Origin of the sequence: uncultured Planococcus sp., assembly GCF_947501725.1 — a bacterium.
In the GTDB taxonomy this organism is placed as follows: Bacteria; Bacillota; Bacilli; order Bacillales_A; family Planococcaceae; genus Planococcus; species Planococcus donghaensis_C.
On record NZ_CANMXD010000011.1, the window covers coordinates 110,271 to 127,430 of the forward strand.

At 46.9% G+C, this 17,160-nt stretch carries 12 protein-coding genes; 2 read left to right on the forward strand and 10 right to left on the reverse strand.

Annotation, left to right across the window (positions count from 1 at the left end; genetic code table 11):
* Positions 1-48: 48 nt before the first annotated feature.
* The 3 genes from uvrA to Q0785_RS15965 all read right to left on the reverse strand — a co-directional run bounded on the left by uvrA (position 49) and on the right by Q0785_RS15965 (position 5,430).
* A complete protein-coding gene (gene uvrA, locus Q0785_RS15955) occupies positions 49-2,931 on the reverse strand; it encodes an excinuclease ABC subunit UvrA (RefSeq protein WP_298832083.1) in 2,883 nt (960 codons plus the stop codon).
* Between the two features lie 6 nt (positions 2,932-2,937).
* Positions 2,938-4,920 carry an excinuclease ABC subunit UvrB gene (uvrB, locus tag Q0785_RS15960; RefSeq protein WP_298832086.1) on the reverse strand — a complete coding sequence of 661 codons (1,983 nt, stop codon included), beginning with the start codon at positions 4,918-4,920 and terminating at the stop codon, positions 2,938-2,940.
* Positions 4,921-5,187: 267 nt separating this feature from the next.
* Positions 5,188-5,430 (reverse strand): IDEAL domain-containing protein, encoded by a 243-nt coding sequence (locus Q0785_RS15965; protein ID WP_223641706.1) that lies wholly within the window; start codon positions 5,428-5,430, stop codon positions 5,188-5,190.
* 177 nt (positions 5,431-5,607) lie between these two features.
* Between Q0785_RS15965 and Q0785_RS15970 the strand changes: the two genes are divergently transcribed.
* Positions 5,608-6,162 (forward strand): competence protein ComK, encoded by a 555-nt coding sequence (locus tag Q0785_RS15970; protein WP_298832090.1) that lies wholly within the window; start codon positions 5,608-5,610, stop codon positions 6,160-6,162.
* Positions 6,163-6,424: 262 nt separating this feature from the next.
* On the opposite strand, the gene Q0785_RS15975 is transcribed toward Q0785_RS15970, so the two are convergent.
* Positions 6,425-8,041, reverse strand: a complete 1,617-nt coding sequence (locus tag Q0785_RS15975; RefSeq protein WP_298832093.1) for an AarF/UbiB family protein — start codon at positions 8,039-8,041, stop codon at positions 6,425-6,427.
* Positions 8,042-8,142: 101 nt separating this feature from the next.
* On the opposite strand from Q0785_RS15975, the gene Q0785_RS15980 reads away from it, so the two are divergent.
* Complete coding sequence (locus Q0785_RS15980) at positions 8,143-8,919, forward strand: enoyl-CoA hydratase-related protein (RefSeq protein WP_298832096.1); 777 nt, start codon at positions 8,143-8,145, stop codon at positions 8,917-8,919.
* Positions 8,920-8,958: 39 nt separating this feature from the next.
* Here Q0785_RS15980 and Q0785_RS15985 read toward each other — a convergent pair whose 3' ends face one another.
* The 6 genes from Q0785_RS15985 to Q0785_RS16010 form a co-directional block, all read right to left on the reverse strand.
* Positions 8,959-10,935: a S9 family peptidase gene (locus Q0785_RS15985; protein ID WP_298832098.1), complete on the reverse strand. Its 1,977-nt coding sequence runs from the start codon at positions 10,933-10,935 to the stop codon at positions 8,959-8,961.
* 158 nt (positions 10,936-11,093) lie between these two features.
* Positions 11,094-12,647, reverse strand: coding sequence for a fatty acid--CoA ligase family protein (locus Q0785_RS15990; protein ID WP_298832101.1), 1,554 nt, complete (start codon positions 12,645-12,647; stop codon positions 11,094-11,096).
* 97 nt (positions 12,648-12,744) lie between these two features.
* Entirely contained in the window at positions 12,745-14,682 is a 1,938-nt protein-coding gene (locus Q0785_RS15995; protein WP_298832104.1) for an ABC transporter permease, read from the reverse strand.
* Positions 14,654-15,427, reverse strand: coding sequence for an ABC transporter ATP-binding protein (locus Q0785_RS16000; RefSeq protein ID WP_298832107.1), 774 nt, complete (start codon positions 15,425-15,427; stop codon positions 14,654-14,656). Before Q0785_RS16000 ends, Q0785_RS15995 begins: the two co-directional genes overlap by 29 nt.
* A complete protein-coding gene (locus Q0785_RS16005; protein ID WP_298832110.1) occupies positions 15,330-16,433 on the reverse strand; it encodes a sensor histidine kinase in 1,104 nt (367 codons plus the stop codon). Before Q0785_RS16005 ends, Q0785_RS16000 begins: the two co-directional genes overlap by 98 nt.
* Positions 16,433-17,137: a response regulator transcription factor gene (locus Q0785_RS16010; protein ID WP_223641674.1), complete on the reverse strand. Its 705-nt coding sequence runs from the start codon at positions 17,135-17,137 to the stop codon at positions 16,433-16,435. Before Q0785_RS16010 ends, Q0785_RS16005 begins: the two co-directional genes overlap by 1 nt.
* Between the last annotated feature and the right edge of the window lie 23 nt (positions 17,138-17,160).

The window sequence follows — 17,160 nt, forward strand, 5'->3', positions numbered from 1 at the left end:
CAATCAGATCTATTCTTCTAATTGATACGTTTGCCAGCGGCAAAAGTTTCACTTAACCGCTTTTTTTCTGCGGCTGGCTCCCTTGACCAAGGCTTCCATACGTGCCCGGTCACGTTCAAGTATCGGTTTCAGGTACTTGCCCGTATAGGAGTTCTCAACAGCCGCAATGTCTTCCGGAGTTCCTGTCGCAAGTATCGTACCACCCTTGTCTCCACCTTCAGGACCCAAATCGATGATGTGATCCGCTGTCTTGATGACGTCAAGGTTGTGCTCGATCGTCAATACCGTATCTCCGTTGTCTACAAGACGCTGCAGAACAAGGAGCAGCCGGGAAATATCATCGGCATGGAGACCCGTTGTCGGTTCATCCAGAATATAAAAGGATTTACCGTTTGAGCGTTTATGCAGCTCTGATGCCAGCTTGACGCGCTGCGCTTCACCTCCGGATAGAGTGGTTGCAGGTTGGCCCAGGGTGAGATAGCCCAGGCCTACGTCTACCACCGTCTTCAATTTACGGCTGATTTTAGGAATATTCTCGAAAAATAAAGCAGCATCTTCCGCTGTCATATCCAGAATATCTGAGATGCTTTTGTTTTTGTACTTCACTTCCAAGGTTTCCCGGTTATAACGCTTACCGTGGCAGATTTCACATGGCACGTAAACATCCGGAAGGAAATGCATTTCTATTTTTATAATACCATCTCCGCGGCAAGCTTCACAGCGACCGCCCTTGACATTGAAACTGAAGCGGCCTTTTTTATACCCGCGGACTTTCGCTTCGTTGGTCGTCGCGTAGACATCACGGATATCATCGAAAACGCCGGTATAAGTTGCCGGATTTGAACGTGGAGTCCTGCCGATCGGTGACTGATCGATATCGATGACGCGTTCCAGCCCTTCAGTTCCTTCTATTGAATCGAAATGGCCCGGTTTCGCTTTCGCCCGGTTCAATCGATGCGCCAGTGTCTTGTAAAGGATCTCATTGATGAGCGTACTTTTGCCTGACCCTGAAACCCCAGTCACAGCTGTAAACAACCCAAGCGGAATATCGACATCCACTTTCTTCAGATTATTTTGATTGGCTCCGCGAATGGAAATTTTCCGGTCGTTCGGAGCTCTGCGTTCTGCAGGCAAGGGGATGAACTTTTTACCGCTCAAATATTGGCCGGTCAATGATTTTTTGTTTTTCATCACTTTATCAGGTGTTCCGGCAGCAATGATTTCACCACCGTGCACACCTGCACCCGGTCCAACATCAATCAAATAATCAGCTGCCAGCATGGTATCTTCATCATGCTCGACAACAATCAATGTATTGCCGATATCGCGCATGCTTTTCAATGTCTGGATGAGCCGGTCATTGTCGCGTTGATGCAACCCAATCGACGGTTCATCAAGAATATACAATACACCCGTGAGCCTTGAACCGATTTGAGTCGCCAAGCGGATCCGCTGGGCTTCCCCTCCGGATAGCGTTCCTGAAGCACGGTTCAAGGTCAGGTAATCAAGCCCGACATTGATCAGGAATCCGATGCGTTCCTGAATTTCCCGAATGATCAATTTGGCGATCTGTTGATCTTTTTCCGATAGCTTCAGCTGATCGAAGAATTGATGAGCTTCAATAATGGAGAACTCGGACACTTTGCCGATATGCACATCGTTGACCTTGACTGCAAGTGTTTCCGGCTTCAGGCGGTAGCCTTCGCAAACCGTACACGGCTGCTCGCCCATATATTTTTCCATCTGATCACGTATATAATCGGATGAAGTTTCGCGGTAGCGGCGATCCACATTGGAAAGGACCCCTTCAAACTGGATATGATTGTCCCGTATCTGGCCATAATCATTTTGATAGCGGAACCGGATCTTGTCGCTTCCGGATCCACGCATGATGACATTGATGTGTTCTTCAGGCAAATCGCTGACAGGCACATCCATATCAATCTTGTAATGCTGGCAGATGGCTTTTAATAATTGCGGGTAATACTGCGAACTCGTCGGCTGCCAAGGAACAATCGCCCCTTTGTTGAGAGAGACACTCCAATCCGGAATAACCAATTCCGGGTCAACCTCCAGCTTCATCCCGAGACCGTCACATTCGGGGCATGCCCCGAACGGCGAATTGAATGAAAACATTTTCGGCTCCAACTCACCGATGGAAAATCCGCAGACTGGGCAGGCGTGATGTTCACTGAACAGCAATTCTTCCTCACCCATCACATCGATCAATACGCGGCCGTCACCCAAACGCAGAGCAGATTCGAGAGAATCACTAAGTCGCGGCGCAATATTTTCTTTCATGACGACCCGGTCGATGACCACTTCGATTGAATGCTTTTTGTTCTTATCAAGCGTAATATCATCGTCCAAATCAATCAATTCCCCATTGACCCGAACCCGTACATATCCCTGTTTTTTGATGTCTTCCAACAGCTTGACATGCGTTCCTTTTCGGCCAGTGACAATCGGCGCCAAAATCTGCATTTTCGTGCGTTCCGGATAAACGATCAAGCGATCGACCATTTCCTCGATTGTCTGGGATGAAATTTCGATGCCGTGGTTCGGGCATATCGGTTTTCCGACGCGGGCATACATAAGCCGCATATAATCATAGATTTCCGTTACCGTCGCCACTGTGGATCGCGGATTTTTGCTGGTGGTCTTCTGATCGATCGAAATGGCCGGTGACAGCCCTTCAATCAAGTCGACATCCGGCTTGTCCATCTGACCCAAAAATTGGCGCGCATAAGAAGACAGCGATTCTACGTAGCGCCGCTGCCCTTCTGCGTAAATCGTATCAAATGCCAGAGAAGATTTACCGGAGCCTGACAACCCCGTCATGACGACAAGCTTGTCACGCGGAATGACAACGTCGATATTCTTTAAATTATGCGCACGTGCGCCTTGTATCCGTATTTCCTGATTCTTCAACTTCCATCATCCTTCCGCTTTCAATTCAAGCACTGTATCGCGCAGTTCTGCAGCGCGCTCGAAATCGAGTGCTTTGGCCGCTTCCTTCATTTCCGTTTCAAGCAGGGTCACCAGCTTCATGCGATCTTCTTTGTTGAGCTTTTTGCCGGATACTGCTTTTGAAACATATTCTTCCGTCTCTTCCGCTGCGGCAGTGGCACGGATAACATCACGGATTTTCTTCTGTATGGTGATTGGCGTAATGCCATGTTTTTCATTATAGTCAGCTTGAATCGTGCGGCGGCGGGTCGTTTCATCCATCGCCTTCTGCATGGAATCCGTCACTCTGTCAGCATACATGATGACGTGGCCATTTGCGTTTCTGGCTGCTCGGCCCATCGTCTGGATCAATGCCCGCTCTGAACGCAAGAACCCTTCTTTGTCGGCATCCAGAATGGTCACCAACGAAACTTCGGGAATGTCCAAGCCTTCACGCAACAGGTTGATGCCGACCAGCACGTCGTAAACCCCCATCCGCAGCTCACGAATGATTTCAATCCGTTCGAGAGTCTTGATCTCAGAATGCAGGTAATTGACTTTAATGCCGGCGTCTTTTAGATAAGCTGTTAAGTCTTCCGACATCTTCTTGGTCAAGGTCGTCACCAGGACACGCTCATTATTTTCAGCACGCTGGCGGATTTCATACATCAGGTCGTCTATCTGACCTTCAATCGGCCGGATTTCGATGGTCGGGTCAAGCAAGCCGGTCGGCCGGATGATCTGTTCCACCATCTCCGGTGTGTGCTCCATTTCATAGGGTCCAGGCGTCGCCGAAACAAAGACCGCTTGGCTGATATGCTCTTCGAATTCATCGAATGTCAACGGGCGGTTATCCATAGCCGAAGGCAGTCTGAAGCCGTAATCGACCAACACTTTTTTCCTTGCCTGGTCACCATTGAACATTCCGCGCACCTGCGGCAATGTCACATGGCTCTCATCTACGACCAACAGAAAGTCCTCCGGGAAATAATCGATCAATGTATAGGGTTGGGCACCCGCCGGACGAAGCGTCAAATGGCGGGAATAGTTTTCGATGCCGGAGCAGAAGCCCATTTCCCGCATCATCTCCAGATCATAACGCGTGCGCTGTTCGAGGCGCTGCGCTTCCAGCAATTTGTCTTCCGCACGCATTTCCTTCAGGCGCGCTTCCAATTCTTCTTCGATATTGGCAATCGCTTTGATCATTTTGTCTTCGCGTGTAACGAAGTGGGATGCCGGGAAGATGGCAACATGTTCGCGTTCACCGATGATTTCACCAGTCAAGGCATCCACTTCACGGATACGGTCGATTTCATCGCCGAAAAATTCGACGCGCAAGCATCTTTCATCGCGTGATGCCGGGAAAATTTCAACCACATCTCCGCGAACCCGGAACGTACCGCGAATAAAATTGATGTCGTTGCGCTCATATTGAACATCCACTAACTTTCTCAACAGCTGATTGCGCTCAATCTCCATTCCTTTGCGAAGGGAAACGACCAGTTCACGGTATTCCTTCGGAGAACCGAGTCCGTAGATGCAGGAAACGGATGCAATGACGATGACATCGTCCCGCTCAAACAAAGAACTCGTAGCGGAGTGCCGCAGCTTATCGATTTCATCATTGATGCTGGCATCTTTTTCGATAAAGGTATCCGATTGGGGCACATAGGCTTCCGGTTGATAATAATCGTAATAACTGACAAAATACTCAACTGCGTTATCAGGAAAGAACTCCTTGAATTCGCTGTAGAGCTGGCCTGCCAGTGTTTTATTGTGGGCCATGACGAGTGTCGGCTTTTTCACTTGTTGGATGACATTCGACATCGTGTAGGTTTTACCTGTACCTGTAGCTCCCAGCAATGTCTGGCAGCGCTTGCCGTTGATGATGCCCTGCGTCAGTTCGGCAATAGCTTGAGGCTGATCGCCGGCCGGTTCATAAGGTGCTTGAAGATTAAATTCCTGTTTCATGTTAAGACGCCCTTCCGTTATTTCATTACTTCTACTTTACCATATGCCCTAAAAAACCACTAACAAAAAGCGAACGTATGTTTTTTATAGGAAGATAAATAAAAAATACGCACTACAGAAGGTTTACGTGGAACGGAAAATTACAGTAGAAAACAAGAAGAACCTGAATCTGATCCAAAAAATTTTCCATTATCGCTGGCAGACAAAAAAAAAGGAGAGTCAGATTAAATCCGACTCCCCTTTCACCGGCTATTTCAAGACAGCCATTTATTCAGTTTCTTCGTGCTTTAAAGTTTGTAGTTGGGCAGCATATATGGTGAATGCTTTTTGGTCATGATTATCCAGGGCTTCGTCGATAAGGGTCATAAGCTGTGCTTCCTGCTGAGAACGGTGTACATGCTTTAAGAACAGATCTAGATAAATATCGTTCAGCAGTTTTTCCGCTTCCGTGATTTTTTTTGTTTGAGCCATAGCTTTCATGAAATCAGCATAAGAATAATAGTTTTCCATTCTTCCTCACCCCGAATGCTTTTCATTAGTATACATTAGCGGTGTAGAATAAATCAAGATTTATTTGAAAATTCCGATGAAATAGAAAAAATTTTATTTTCAATCTAATGAGCATTGCGAAATTTCCATTTTTTATTATAATAAGGTATGTAAAGTAAATTAAGGGGGTTATTTATCATGAGCAAAAAGAATCATAGACCATTCTCGTATACCATCTGTGCAAATACGTATGCTCTTTTACCCTACACGGATGGCCACCGCACATGGATGCGAGTGATTGAAGACCGCAGCGAGATTGTGGTTGAAGAAGCGGTTTATAAAACGGTGACCACTTCCTGCCGTTTCTATCGCGCTTCACTTGAAAGTGCTACACTCTATGCCCAAAAAGCAGTCGGCGTAAAACATAAGCCCCCTATTATTATCGGCGAGTATTACGGCAACCCACTGATTTTCTTCCCGACCCACTCTCCAAAGAACAAGGAATGTGTCTGGTTCAATTATGACGCCGTCGACCTGATCGAAAGTGACAGCAGCGGCAAAGGCAGTATCATTTATCTGAGCAACAGCGAAACGGTTTATTTGGATGTGTCGCCCATCGCCTTGCGTAACCAACACTCTTTTGCCGGTTCACTCCGCCGCTATTTCAAGAAGGCGCAGCGTGTCCACAATCATCCAATGGCCTATGTAACGAAACGGACCTTTCCGCCGCGGAAACAGCAGCCACGTGATTAAGTGTTTTTTCACACCACGAAAATCTTCCTAAAAAATTTTTACCCCCATTGCCGCACAGCCTCTTCATATGGCGATTCTGCATATGGACCGTCATCTCCTTCAATTCTTTCCGCTCCTATTTTTCTAAGTTGTACATAAATCATATTCCCGTACATCGAACAGCACAAAAAAAGAGTTTCCATCCAAAGTCAGGTTAAATGACTTCAGGCGGAAACTCTTTTTCATCAGCCAAATTACACTTCATAAAGCAGCTTATCCATTTCTATTTAATCGATCGATACACCCATAAAGAGCCCACAAAAAATACCGATGATACCCATAGATAAGGTTCATTCCAAAACCAGACCGATACAGAAATCCCGGTGAATGACAGGATAGTGAAAATTCCTGCAAACATACGTGATTGCAGGTCGCGCCGGTATTCGCGTTCACGCCCGTCGCGATTTTCGATATAGCGCCGCATGCGTTCCGGCTCTTCCAGGTAATTAATGACTTTCTGCGGCAGCACTCGCAGCGGTCCAGTAGCGTTCAACACCCAGCGCAGCACATCTTCTTTGCCGAAGATCCCTTTGCCTTCTTTCTGCGAGGAAGCCCATTCCAGTATCCGTGGACGAGCCAGGGCCAATAGATCCACATTCGGGTCCAGCACATGCAGGACGCCGACGAATATAGAAGCAGCCCGTCCGAAAAAGGCGAACTCCGCCGGTAATTGAACCGGCTGGGTCCGGACGATTTCCTGCATATCGTTAAGCAGCCGTTCCACTACAAAACTGTCCATCTGCGACAGCTCGTTGGACTCATAAGCTGCTACGAGCCGGGAAATGGCATCGCCCAAAACTGCGCGATCTGCCTGCGGCAAAAGGAACCGCAAGTCTTCCAACGAATCCAGTACCTGGTCGTAGTTTTTGAATATGATACCTTCTGCGGCACGCAGCACTGCCTGAGAATCCTTTTGAGAAATATTGCCGATCATTCCAAAATCGATCAGCACGATGCCGCCATCCGGTTCCAGCAGGATATTCCCACCGTGTGGATCTGCGTGGAATTGTCCACCGTATAGAACCTGTTCCAGGAATAGAATAAACAGGCGTTCTGAAATCTCATGGCGATCCAATTCATTTTTTTCAATGAATGCCAAGTCTGTGATGCGTGCACCTTCAATCCACTCCATCACCAACACACGGCGTGTGGTAAATTCATCAAAATAAAGTGGGATTCGGACACCTTCCATCGCATCGAAACGATCCGCAAAAGCACGGCCATTTTGAAGTTCCTTCAAAAAATTCAATTCAGCGCCGATCGTCTCGGTCATTTCCACATACAGAAGTTTGAAGTCTATTTGTTTTGCAAACGGAGTGAATTTTTCAGCCATCCAGATGACGATGCGTATGGCCTTGAAGTCTGCGCGCAAAATCCGGTCCGTGCCGGGACGTTGAACTTTAACAGCGACCTCCATCCCGTTTTTCAATACCGCTTTATATACTTCACCGATTGAAGCTGAAGCGATAGCTGAATCTGATAATTGATCCAGGTAGTTCGTGTGTGGCGTATTCCATTCCTGTTCAAGCACAGAGACGATGCTCTTCTTTGGAACGGATGGTACGCGATCGGTTAAGCCTTCCAACTCTGCAAGAAACGATGGGGGCATGATGTCTGCACGCGTCGACAGGAACTGGCCCAGCTTGATCATTAGTCCACCCAGCTTCAAAGCCAGGTTCTTATATTCTTTTGCTTGCTTGGTAATCATATCATTCCATCTTTTTTCAACCAGTGGACTCCAATTGCCGCGATTTCGCCTTTGGAAGAACGTCACTTGCAAAAAGATTTTGACTGCCAGCCAGACAATCCGGAAGATGCGGATAAATGTAATTTGATTCATAAGTGCAGTCCCTCCCATGGATTTCATTATAGAGACTGATGGCAAAATAGTCCAAAAAGTGGTATGTTTTTAACGGATGGAACGATACAAGGGGGATGAAAATGGACACAATTCATTACGAACAACGAAATAATTTAGCCTTTATTACATTGAATCGACCAGAAGCATTGAACGCCTTCAATTATGATATGCTCCTCGAACTTGGCCAGGTCGTGGAAGCAATCCGCATTAATCCGGATATCCGCGTCGTGGTGTTTACAGGCGCTGGTGAAAAGGCCTTCAGTGTGGGAGCTGACTTGAAGGAACGCAAAAACATGACTGACGATCTGGTCAAACGCAATATCTTCAAAATCGGCGAGGTTTTTTCTACGATCGAGAGTTTACCGCAGCCGACGATCGCCATGATGAACGGCTTTGCGTTTGGCGGCGGCATGGAGTTGGCGCTGGCATGCGATTTCCGGATTGTGGCTGAAGGTACGCTTCTTGGTTTGACGGAAACCAGTCTTGGGATCATTCCAGGGGCTGGCGGCACTCAGCGTTTGCCGCGTTTAATCGGTGAAACCAAAGCACTGGAATTGATTTTGACTGCCCGTCGCCTAAATTCGGCTGAAGCGTTGGAATATGGACTGGTGACACGTGTGGCAACACGAGACCAGCTAGCGGATGTGACCGGCGCCTTTGCCGATTCAATCCTTGCCAACGGTCCGGTCGCGCTTCAACAGGCAAAATTCGCCATCAAAAATGGCATGAACACCGATTTGCAGACTGGCCTCCAAATCGAACGCAAAGCTTATGAAATCACCATTCCGACAGAAGACCGAGCTGAAGCGCTTGTCGCTTTCGGCGAGAAACGCAAACCGGTATTCAAAGGAAAATAAAAAACGGAGCAGCTTTTATCAGCTGCTCCGTTTTTTTGTTTACAGGTATTTTTCCATCCAACCGGTAATCTGCTCCAGACGTGCAAAGCGGAGGTTCGGTTTGCCCGTCCGTGATAAATTATGGTCGGCTTCAGGGAAGCGGACAAACTCCGTTTCTTTTTTCATGCTTTTCAAAGTCACATACAATTGTTCCGATTGCTCGATCGGGCAACGGTAATCATTTTCAGAATGAAGAATCAGCAAAGGCGTCTCGACATTTTTTGCGTACTTTAGTGGCGAGTGCTGCCATAACTTATCCACATCCGTCATATCCGCACCGATTTGCCAATCACTGAAATAATAACCGATATCCGACACGCCGAAGAACGAAATCCAGTTGGAGATGGAGCGTTGGGTCACGGCTGCTTTAAAGAGATTGGAATGGCCGACGATCCAGTTGGTCATGAAGCCGCCATAACTGCCGCCTGTGACGCCTAAACGGTCCTCATCGATCCAGCCATTCGATTCCACGATTTGGTTCACTGCGTTCATGATGTCCTCATAATCACCGCCGCCGTAATCGCTGCGCACCGCGTCTACAAATTCCTGGCTGTAGCCATGGCTGCCGCGCGGATTGACATACAGGACCCCGAAGCCGCGTGCTGCCAGCAATTGCATTTCATGGACAAAGGTATTGGCATACATCGCGTGGGGGCCGCCGTGAATATTAATGACCAATGGATATTTCTGACCTTCCTGATAGCCGTATGGCTTCATCAGCCAGCCATGGACTGCCCAGTCTTTCGCCCCTTTTGTAATGATCGGCTGTGCTTCGGCCAACTCCGTCTCTTCCAGGAATTCCTGATTAAAGTGAGTTAAAACCTCGCGTTCACCCGTAGCAATCGTCAAACGATATAATTCACCGGGATTGATAGGATTACTGATAGCTGCTACCGCAAATTCGCCGGTCCGGGAAATATCATAGCCATAAATATGTTCCATATCAGGAGACGCTGGGAAAATCATGCCATCAAGCGACGCAAAATACAGACGCACATCCCCCATCGTCGAAACCTGGAAATACAGATGATCATCTTTCGTCCAGACCACGTCCGGTGCAGCAGCACCTTGCTGATGATCGGCCACCACGTAGTCACCGACAGGTACATCGAGCGCTTCAGTCAAGCACACGCGTGTTTCGGCTTTTAAATCTGCTACATAAACTTCTGTATGCGTCGCATTCTCGTATTGCCGGGTATTGCCGACAAATGCGACTTTCGAATCGTCATGCGAAAAAGCCGCACCACCGAAATAGCCTTCTTCTTCTATTAAAGCCGACTCTTGCTTTGTCTCCACATCATAGATGTAAAGAGGCTGGCGGAAGACAAAATCCAGGTTTTCTTCACGCGTTACCCCATAAATCAATTTCTTTCCTTCATGCGATACGGCTTCCAGGCTGTAGTGGAATTTCCCTTCTGTCAGCTGCTCCACTTTCTTCGACTCAAGCTCAATCGACCCGATATGGCGATGAAATTCTTTCGGCAGCAAGCCCATACCATCCATCTTGTATTTCATCTTATCCACATGATAAGGTTCCGGCTGTTTCTTTTCTTCTTTTTCTTCCTTATCCGTGAAGGTCTTCCCTTCCTTCGTTAATGCATTAAACCAGATTTTTGTTCCGCAAGGCGACCACTCAAATCCGTTGACCCCTTTTTCGAAATCCGTCAGCGAACGGGCTTCGCCGCCGGCAGCAGACATGACAAACAATTGATTTTTCTCATCCCGATCCGATAAAAAAGCGACTGCAGTTCCATCGGCCGACCAACGCGGGGAGCTCACCCGTTCCTTGCCGAACGTCCATTGGGTCTGCTTGCCTGTTTCCAGGTCGATATGATGGAGATGGGCCCTGTATGTATTTTCCTCTTCATCAATTTGCGTATGGACAAATACCGCTTTTTTTCCATCCGGGGAAATATGGGGATCTGTTACTGACACTAACTTCGTTAAATCCTTAATTTCCATCGCTTTTTTCGCCATTCCATTTCCTCCTCGGATCCAACTATTTCGAAATTCGTAATACTGCTCCTTAACTATAATAAAAAATGTCAGTTTTTTCAATCAAATCAAAAGAAAACTCTGGAATAATCATCCAGAGCCTTCTCATCTCATGCAATTCAGCTGCTACGTTAAATAGGTTATTTCTGCATCGCCTGGTCTTTTAGTGAACGGCGCAGGATTTTTCCGGTCGTGTTTTTCGGCAGTTCATCCAAGACTTCAAATTGTCTTGGCACTTTGTATTTCGCTAGATGTTCCGCGCAATATGCCTTCAAATCTTCTACTGACACTGACGGGTCCTTCAAGACAACATAAGCGTTGACTTCTTCACCGAAATCCGGATCTGGCAAGCCGACAACCGCCGCTTCCAATACCGCTGGGTGAGCGAATAGGACTTCTTCGACTTCACGCGGGTAGACATTATAGCCACCGACGATGATCATATCTTTTTTGCGGTCGACAATATAGAAATAGCCTTCTTCATCTACACGGGCCAAGTCCCCTGTGTACAGCCAGCCGTCACGAATCGCCGAAGCGGTTTCTTCCGGCATTTTGTAATAACCTTTCATGACATTCGGTCCGCGGACGATCAACTCGCCAACTTCATTAGCAGCCACTTCCTCGCCAAGCTCATTGACGACTTTGTTTTCCACATTGATGATGGATGTACCGATCGAGCCGGCTTTCCGCTCACGGTCAATCGGGTTGAAGCAGGTAACAGGCGAAGCTTCCGACAAACCATAGCCCTCTGAAATGCGGACATTGAATTTTTCTTCAAAACTATGCAGCAAAGCGACTGGCATAGCGGAACCGCCGGATACGGCTAAGCGAACAGAGGCGAAGTCTGCCGGGTCGACATCCGGTAATTGATTCATAAAATTGAACATGGTCGGAACTCCCGCAAAAACACTTGCCTCGTATTTTTTGATCGCTTCGAATACCTCTTTCGGATTGAAGCGAGGCACCAGTATTATGGTCGCTCCTTGCAGCAGAGGGGCATTCACAACAACAGTCAGCGCAAACACATGGAACACCGGTAACGTTGCAATCACGCGGTCGTTTGCTCCGATCTGCAGGTATTCCCCTACATCACGTGCATTCGAATACAGATTCTGATGCGTCAGCATGGCGCCTTTCGGTTTCCCAGTTGTGCCGGACGTATACAAAATAACCGCATTATCATCTGCTTTCACTTCCGTAAATTCAGCATGCGGCACTGACTTACTCATCATGCCCGCAAAGGAATGGACTTTCCCTTTTACATCTTCAGGAAGCTGCGCCATCTTTTCAGGTGTCGCCGGATCTGTTTCACAAATAATATACGATTCTACTACAGGCAGTGCTTTATGCGCTTTTTCCACCAGCGGCAGCAGGGCATCAAGTGCCACTACAACTTTCGCATCGCTGTTGTTGACTATGTAAGCGATTTCATCTGGACTGTAAATAGGATTGATCGGGACAGCTGTAGCTCCCAAACGCATAGTCGCGTATAAAGAAATCAAAAAATGTGGTGTGTTGCTCAAAAGAAATGCGACATGGTCCCCTTTTTCCACGCCTAACTCTTTTAAAGCACCCGCAAAAACCGCTATCGACTGATCGAATTCGCCGTAACTGGTATCTTTTCCCATAAAACTATAGGCGACTCTGGCAGAATCCTGTTCTGCAATTTCATGAACGCGTGACATTAAATCCATTTCCATCCCTCTTTCGTGTTGAATGAATACTCATTCATATTTCAAGCTATTTTCATTATAAAATAAATCTTCAGACAATACAACAGACACCGTAAAATTACGGTGCCTGAAGATGGGCCACATAGCGCCAACGAATCAAAAAGAAGTATAAAATTTGTGCAACTGTAAAGCCGCCCAGGACAATAGCCATCTCGCTGAGAATTGACAGTTCGGCGAATTCTTCCCAAACAACCTGCAGCGAAATAAAAGCAAAGGCGCTGTGAAGCAACGCCAGTCCCCAAGGCAAAAAGAATTGGGGAATCAATTGGCGATTGATGATTTTCCCCAGTTCCTTGTCAGTCATGCCTAAGCGGATCAGCAATTTGTACTGCTTACGGTCCCGTTCAAGACCAGTATACAATTTAAAATAGATGAAGCTGCCGGCTGCTAAAAGAAAGACGGCTGCCACCATGACTCCGATAAACAGCAGCAGAGCGAACGAGGATTTGAACCAGCGGTAATCATCACCTGGATTTTCAAAGAAGAAATTGACTCCGCTGAAATCAGCATTTTCCACCGCGTCACTTACCGTCTCTGTTAATCGGTCGCCGATATTGACTGTTTCTGTCCAATTCAAAATATCAAATGCATAATAGGAGAAATCCGACTTCCCTGGTTCATACCCGAGAAGAGGTTCATCAATTGCTTTATAATCGGCATCGTTGACGACGATTGTATTGATATTCAAGGTATGTGTCGGAAACACGACATGCGGATAAGTTGAGCGGATCGATAAGGACACGTCACTTTCGAACAATGCCGTGTCGACGCTCGTGCTTTCCAGCTCCTTTAAAGAATCCAAGGAAAACGGCACAAACATCCCTTCACCTTCTTGCAGTTCCGCCGGTTCAAAATCAAGGGCAGCCGCTAAACGGTTAAATTCGGACAGGGATAAGATATCGACATCGTTTCCGGTGGCCTCTGAGGTTTGGCGCTTGACCGTCAACTCGACCAAATCATAAGACAATTGTTCATTTTCCAATTGGCTGGTCAGACGCTCGATATGCTCGGCTTCCTGTTCGTTTCCATCAAAGGAAATATAGACGAGCCCAAGTGGATTCGACTCACGGAAATCACCTGTATAGGACATGAAAGACGCTAATGTTCCCACTGTCAAAAAGGCAACGGTGGACACGATGGTGACGATGAAGAACATTTGCGCACTGTCTTTCAGTTTGACCGAAGCCTCTGCCAATGAAACCAACCGCGTTTTTTCCCAGTAAACATTCTTTTTCCGTTTATACAGCCGCAATAAGGAATGCAGGGTATGGGTAAAAAACAGATACGTACCAAAAGTGGCAAGTGGCGGAACGATGAAAACCATCTGGTAAACAGTCCGGTCCGACACATTTGCAGCAAATGTATAAGCAATAACTAAAAAAACAACTCCCATGATGGATAGCGCCGTCGACGATTTCGTCTCTTCCTCCACTTTCCAGAAGCCCTGCAGCAAGTCCACCACGCGTTTGGTTCGGATAAAGCCGACACTGACAAAAGATATGATGATGAACAAACTGGCAAATGCTGCAATCGTCAGCAGGAACGGCTCCCATGAAACATATAACGGCAAATCATCCAATTCCATGATTTCCCGGCCGATCATGAAAAAGAATTTTGAAAAGGCAAAGCCGAAAGTAATGCCCGTGACGGTTGAAACAGTTCCGAGAATCAGCATTTCAAAGAAAATCAATTTATTCAATTGTTTTTTGGTCATCCCTAAATGCATCAATACTCCGAATTCCTTTGATCGTGCCTGCAAAAAAGCGCTCATCGAATAAAACAGGAAAAACAAAGTAAAAATATAGAGCACGACTTCGGCAATCAGCATTCCCCGGATTGCCAATAGCCGCAATCCTTCCTCTTCAAATGCAGGATGAAAAATAAACATCGAGTAGACGAAAAATACCATGACTGAAACAACACTGGCTAAAAAGAACGCCGCATAGTTTCTTCGGTTGCGGACAACATTATGGTAAGCGAGTTGCCGAAAGGTCATTCACGGATCCTCCCAGCAACGAAAGAACATTCAAAATCCGCTGATAAAAGGTCTGGCGCCGTTCATCTCCATAGATTTCATTGAAGAATTCACCGTCTTTGATGAAAAGGACGCGATCGCAATAGCTTGCAGCAATCGGATCATGCGTCACCATGATGATCGTCGTCTCACTATCATTGGCAGCATTCGACAGAATCTCCAATACATCACGTGACGATTTGGAATCCAGATTGCCGGTCGGTTCATCAGCCAATATGAGAGCCGGCTGATGAATAAGCGCCCGGCCAATGGCTGTACGCTGTGCTTCCCCTCCGGAAATTTCATTGGGTTTCTTGTGAAGGATCGATGTCAGCCCCAAACGTTTGGCGATGACCAGCACCCTGCGTGCCATTTCTTCAATCGGCACATAATCAAGCGTCAGCGGCAGCACCAGATTTTCTTCGACCGTCAGCATCTGCAGCAGGTTGAAATCCTGGAAAACAAATCCTAGCTGCCTTCTGCGAAACAGCGCCAACTCATTTTTATCCAGCAAATGCGGATTGATGCCATCTATTAAAATCTCTCCGGAAGTCAACGAGTCGATGGTTGAAATCAAGTTCAACAAGGTTGTTTTCCCACTGCCTGAAGGCCCCATCACTGCTAAAAATTCACCTTTTTCCACTGTGAAGCTCAACTGGTTGACTGCCCGGTGCGTCACTTTTCCCTCGTATACTTTTGTCACTTCGTCGATTTTCACTATTGTCATCGTTTTCCTCCTGTGTTGCAAAATCTTGGTTGAAGAACAGTACAGAGATCGTCGTCCCTTCTCCCTGAACAGAAGAAATCGACAGTTCATGGCCCAGTTTCCGGCAAACTTCATTCGCCAGATATAAGCCCATCCCTGTGGATTCTCCTGTTTTCCGTCCATTTTCTCCAGTGAAAAAGGCTTTTGTTATGCGTGGCAAATCAGAAGCTGGAATCCCAACCCCTTCGTCGCGTATCGTCAATAAAGTATTGCCATTGGCACATTCAGCTGTAATGAATACTTTTTTATTGGATTCGAATGTATATTTGACCGCATTCGTCAAAAACTGGCCGATAATGAACTTCATCCATTTCTGATCGGTCGCGACGATATGCTCTTCTCCAATCGAAATTTCCGGGTAAACGCGCTTCGAAATGAACAACCGTTTGTTTTCGGTGGCCACTTCGCTGACTAAAGACCGCAAAGCGACCTGTTCAATCTGCATGTCCTGCTCAAACGTATCCAGACGCGCATTCATCAAAACGGTATCCAATCCCGTTTTCAGGCGATCCATTTCTTCACGGACACTGCTCTTATCCAATTCCTGCTCTTCCTGCAGCAGCAGGTGCATGACCGATAAGGGTGTTTTCATCTGATGCACCCATTGGTTCATGAACTGGAGATGGCGATTCTGGGTAGCGTATAACGACTGTACTTCATGCTGATACAGGCGGTACAATTCCTGGAGGTAAATCTCATTTTGAATCTGTTCGGGTGATTTCCCTTCGCGCTGCAGTGCATGCTCCATGCTTTGCGGTTTCGCCAAAATCCGTTGGTAATACTGATAGCGTTTAACAAAACGCGCCGCCAGAAACGTCAGCACCAGCACGCTGCTGATGACAAATGAATAGATGGCCGTATCGACATTGCGGAAACCATCCAGCCAATACAGCATCATGATGAACGCCACAAGCACGATTTGAAAGACGATGAACGCTGCATGCTCTTTCAGGAATAATCGCAGCATCAGGCTTCCTCCTCATGGAGCAGCAGGCGGTATCCGGCCCCTCGTACAGTTTCAATGGCGGATAATACGTGGTAGTCGGAAAGTTTTTTACGGACCCGAGTCATATTGACATTCAATGTATTTTCATCCACGAATGACTGATCATCCCATAATTCCTCGAGCAGTTGCTCACGCGACACCACTTTCGGGTAATTGGCCAGCAAAAGTTCCAGTATCGTGCATTCTTTTTTCTGCAATGGAATGGCTTCGGATTTTACATGCAGTTCCATCCGTTCCATGAAAAGAACAATACGCCCGGCCTTAATCGACCGCTCTTCCTGCTTTGGCGCGTACTCGCCATAAGCTCTGCGCAGATGACTTCTTATTTTTGCAAGGACGATTTCATAATGGAAAGGTTTCGTAATAAAGTCATCCCCGCCATTTTCCAAGGCGAAGACCTGATCCATTTCTCCTGAACGGGCAGAAATGAATAATATCGGACAAGTGGTTTGCTGCCTAAGCTGGCGGCACCAATAATAACCATCATAAGAAGGCAAATTAATATCGAGTAAAATCAAATGGGGATCAAAAGCTTCGAATTCTTCGATGATTTGATCAAAATCTTTTGCGGTTTCCACTTCATAATGATATTTCCGCAGGGTCTCTGCCAACAACTCCGCAATTTTCAAATCATCTTCTACAATGAAGATCCGTTGAACAGCCACAATGATTCCCCCTTTCCTTTTTC

Bases quoted from the DNA above. Each gene is read 5' to 3' on its own strand.
- uvrB (WP_298832086.1), bottom strand. From the start codon at position 4,920: ATGAAACAGGAATTTAATCTTCAAGCACCTTATGAACCGGCCGGCGAT.
- Q0785_RS15965 (WP_223641706.1), bottom strand. From the start codon at position 5,430: ATGGAAAACTATTATTCTTATGCTGATTTCATGAAAGCTATGGCTCAA.
- Q0785_RS15970 (WP_298832090.1), top strand. From the start codon at position 5,608: ATGAGCAAAAAGAATCATAGACCATTCTCGTATACCATCTGTGCAAAT.
- Q0785_RS15975 (WP_298832093.1), bottom strand. From the start codon at position 8,041: ATGAATCAAATTACATTTATCCGCATCTTCCGGATTGTCTGGCTGGCA.
- Q0785_RS15980 (WP_298832096.1), top strand. From the start codon at position 8,143: ATGGACACAATTCATTACGAACAACGAAATAATTTAGCCTTTATTACA.
- Q0785_RS15985 (WP_298832098.1), bottom strand. From the start codon at position 10,935: ATGGCGAAAAAAGCGATGGAAATTAAGGATTTAACGAAGTTAGTGTCA.
- Q0785_RS15990 (WP_298832101.1), bottom strand. From the start codon at position 12,647: ATGGATTTAATGTCACGCGTTCATGAAATTGCAGAACAGGATTCTGCC.
- Q0785_RS15995 (WP_298832104.1), bottom strand. From the start codon at position 14,682: ATGACCTTTCGGCAACTCGCTTACCATAATGTTGTCCGCAACCGAAGA.
- Q0785_RS16000 (WP_298832107.1), bottom strand. From the start codon at position 15,427: ATGACAATAGTGAAAATCGACGAAGTGACAAAAGTATACGAGGGAAAA.
- Q0785_RS16005 (WP_298832110.1), bottom strand. From the start codon at position 16,433: ATGCTGCGATTATTCCTGAAAGAGCATGCAGCGTTCATCGTCTTTCAA.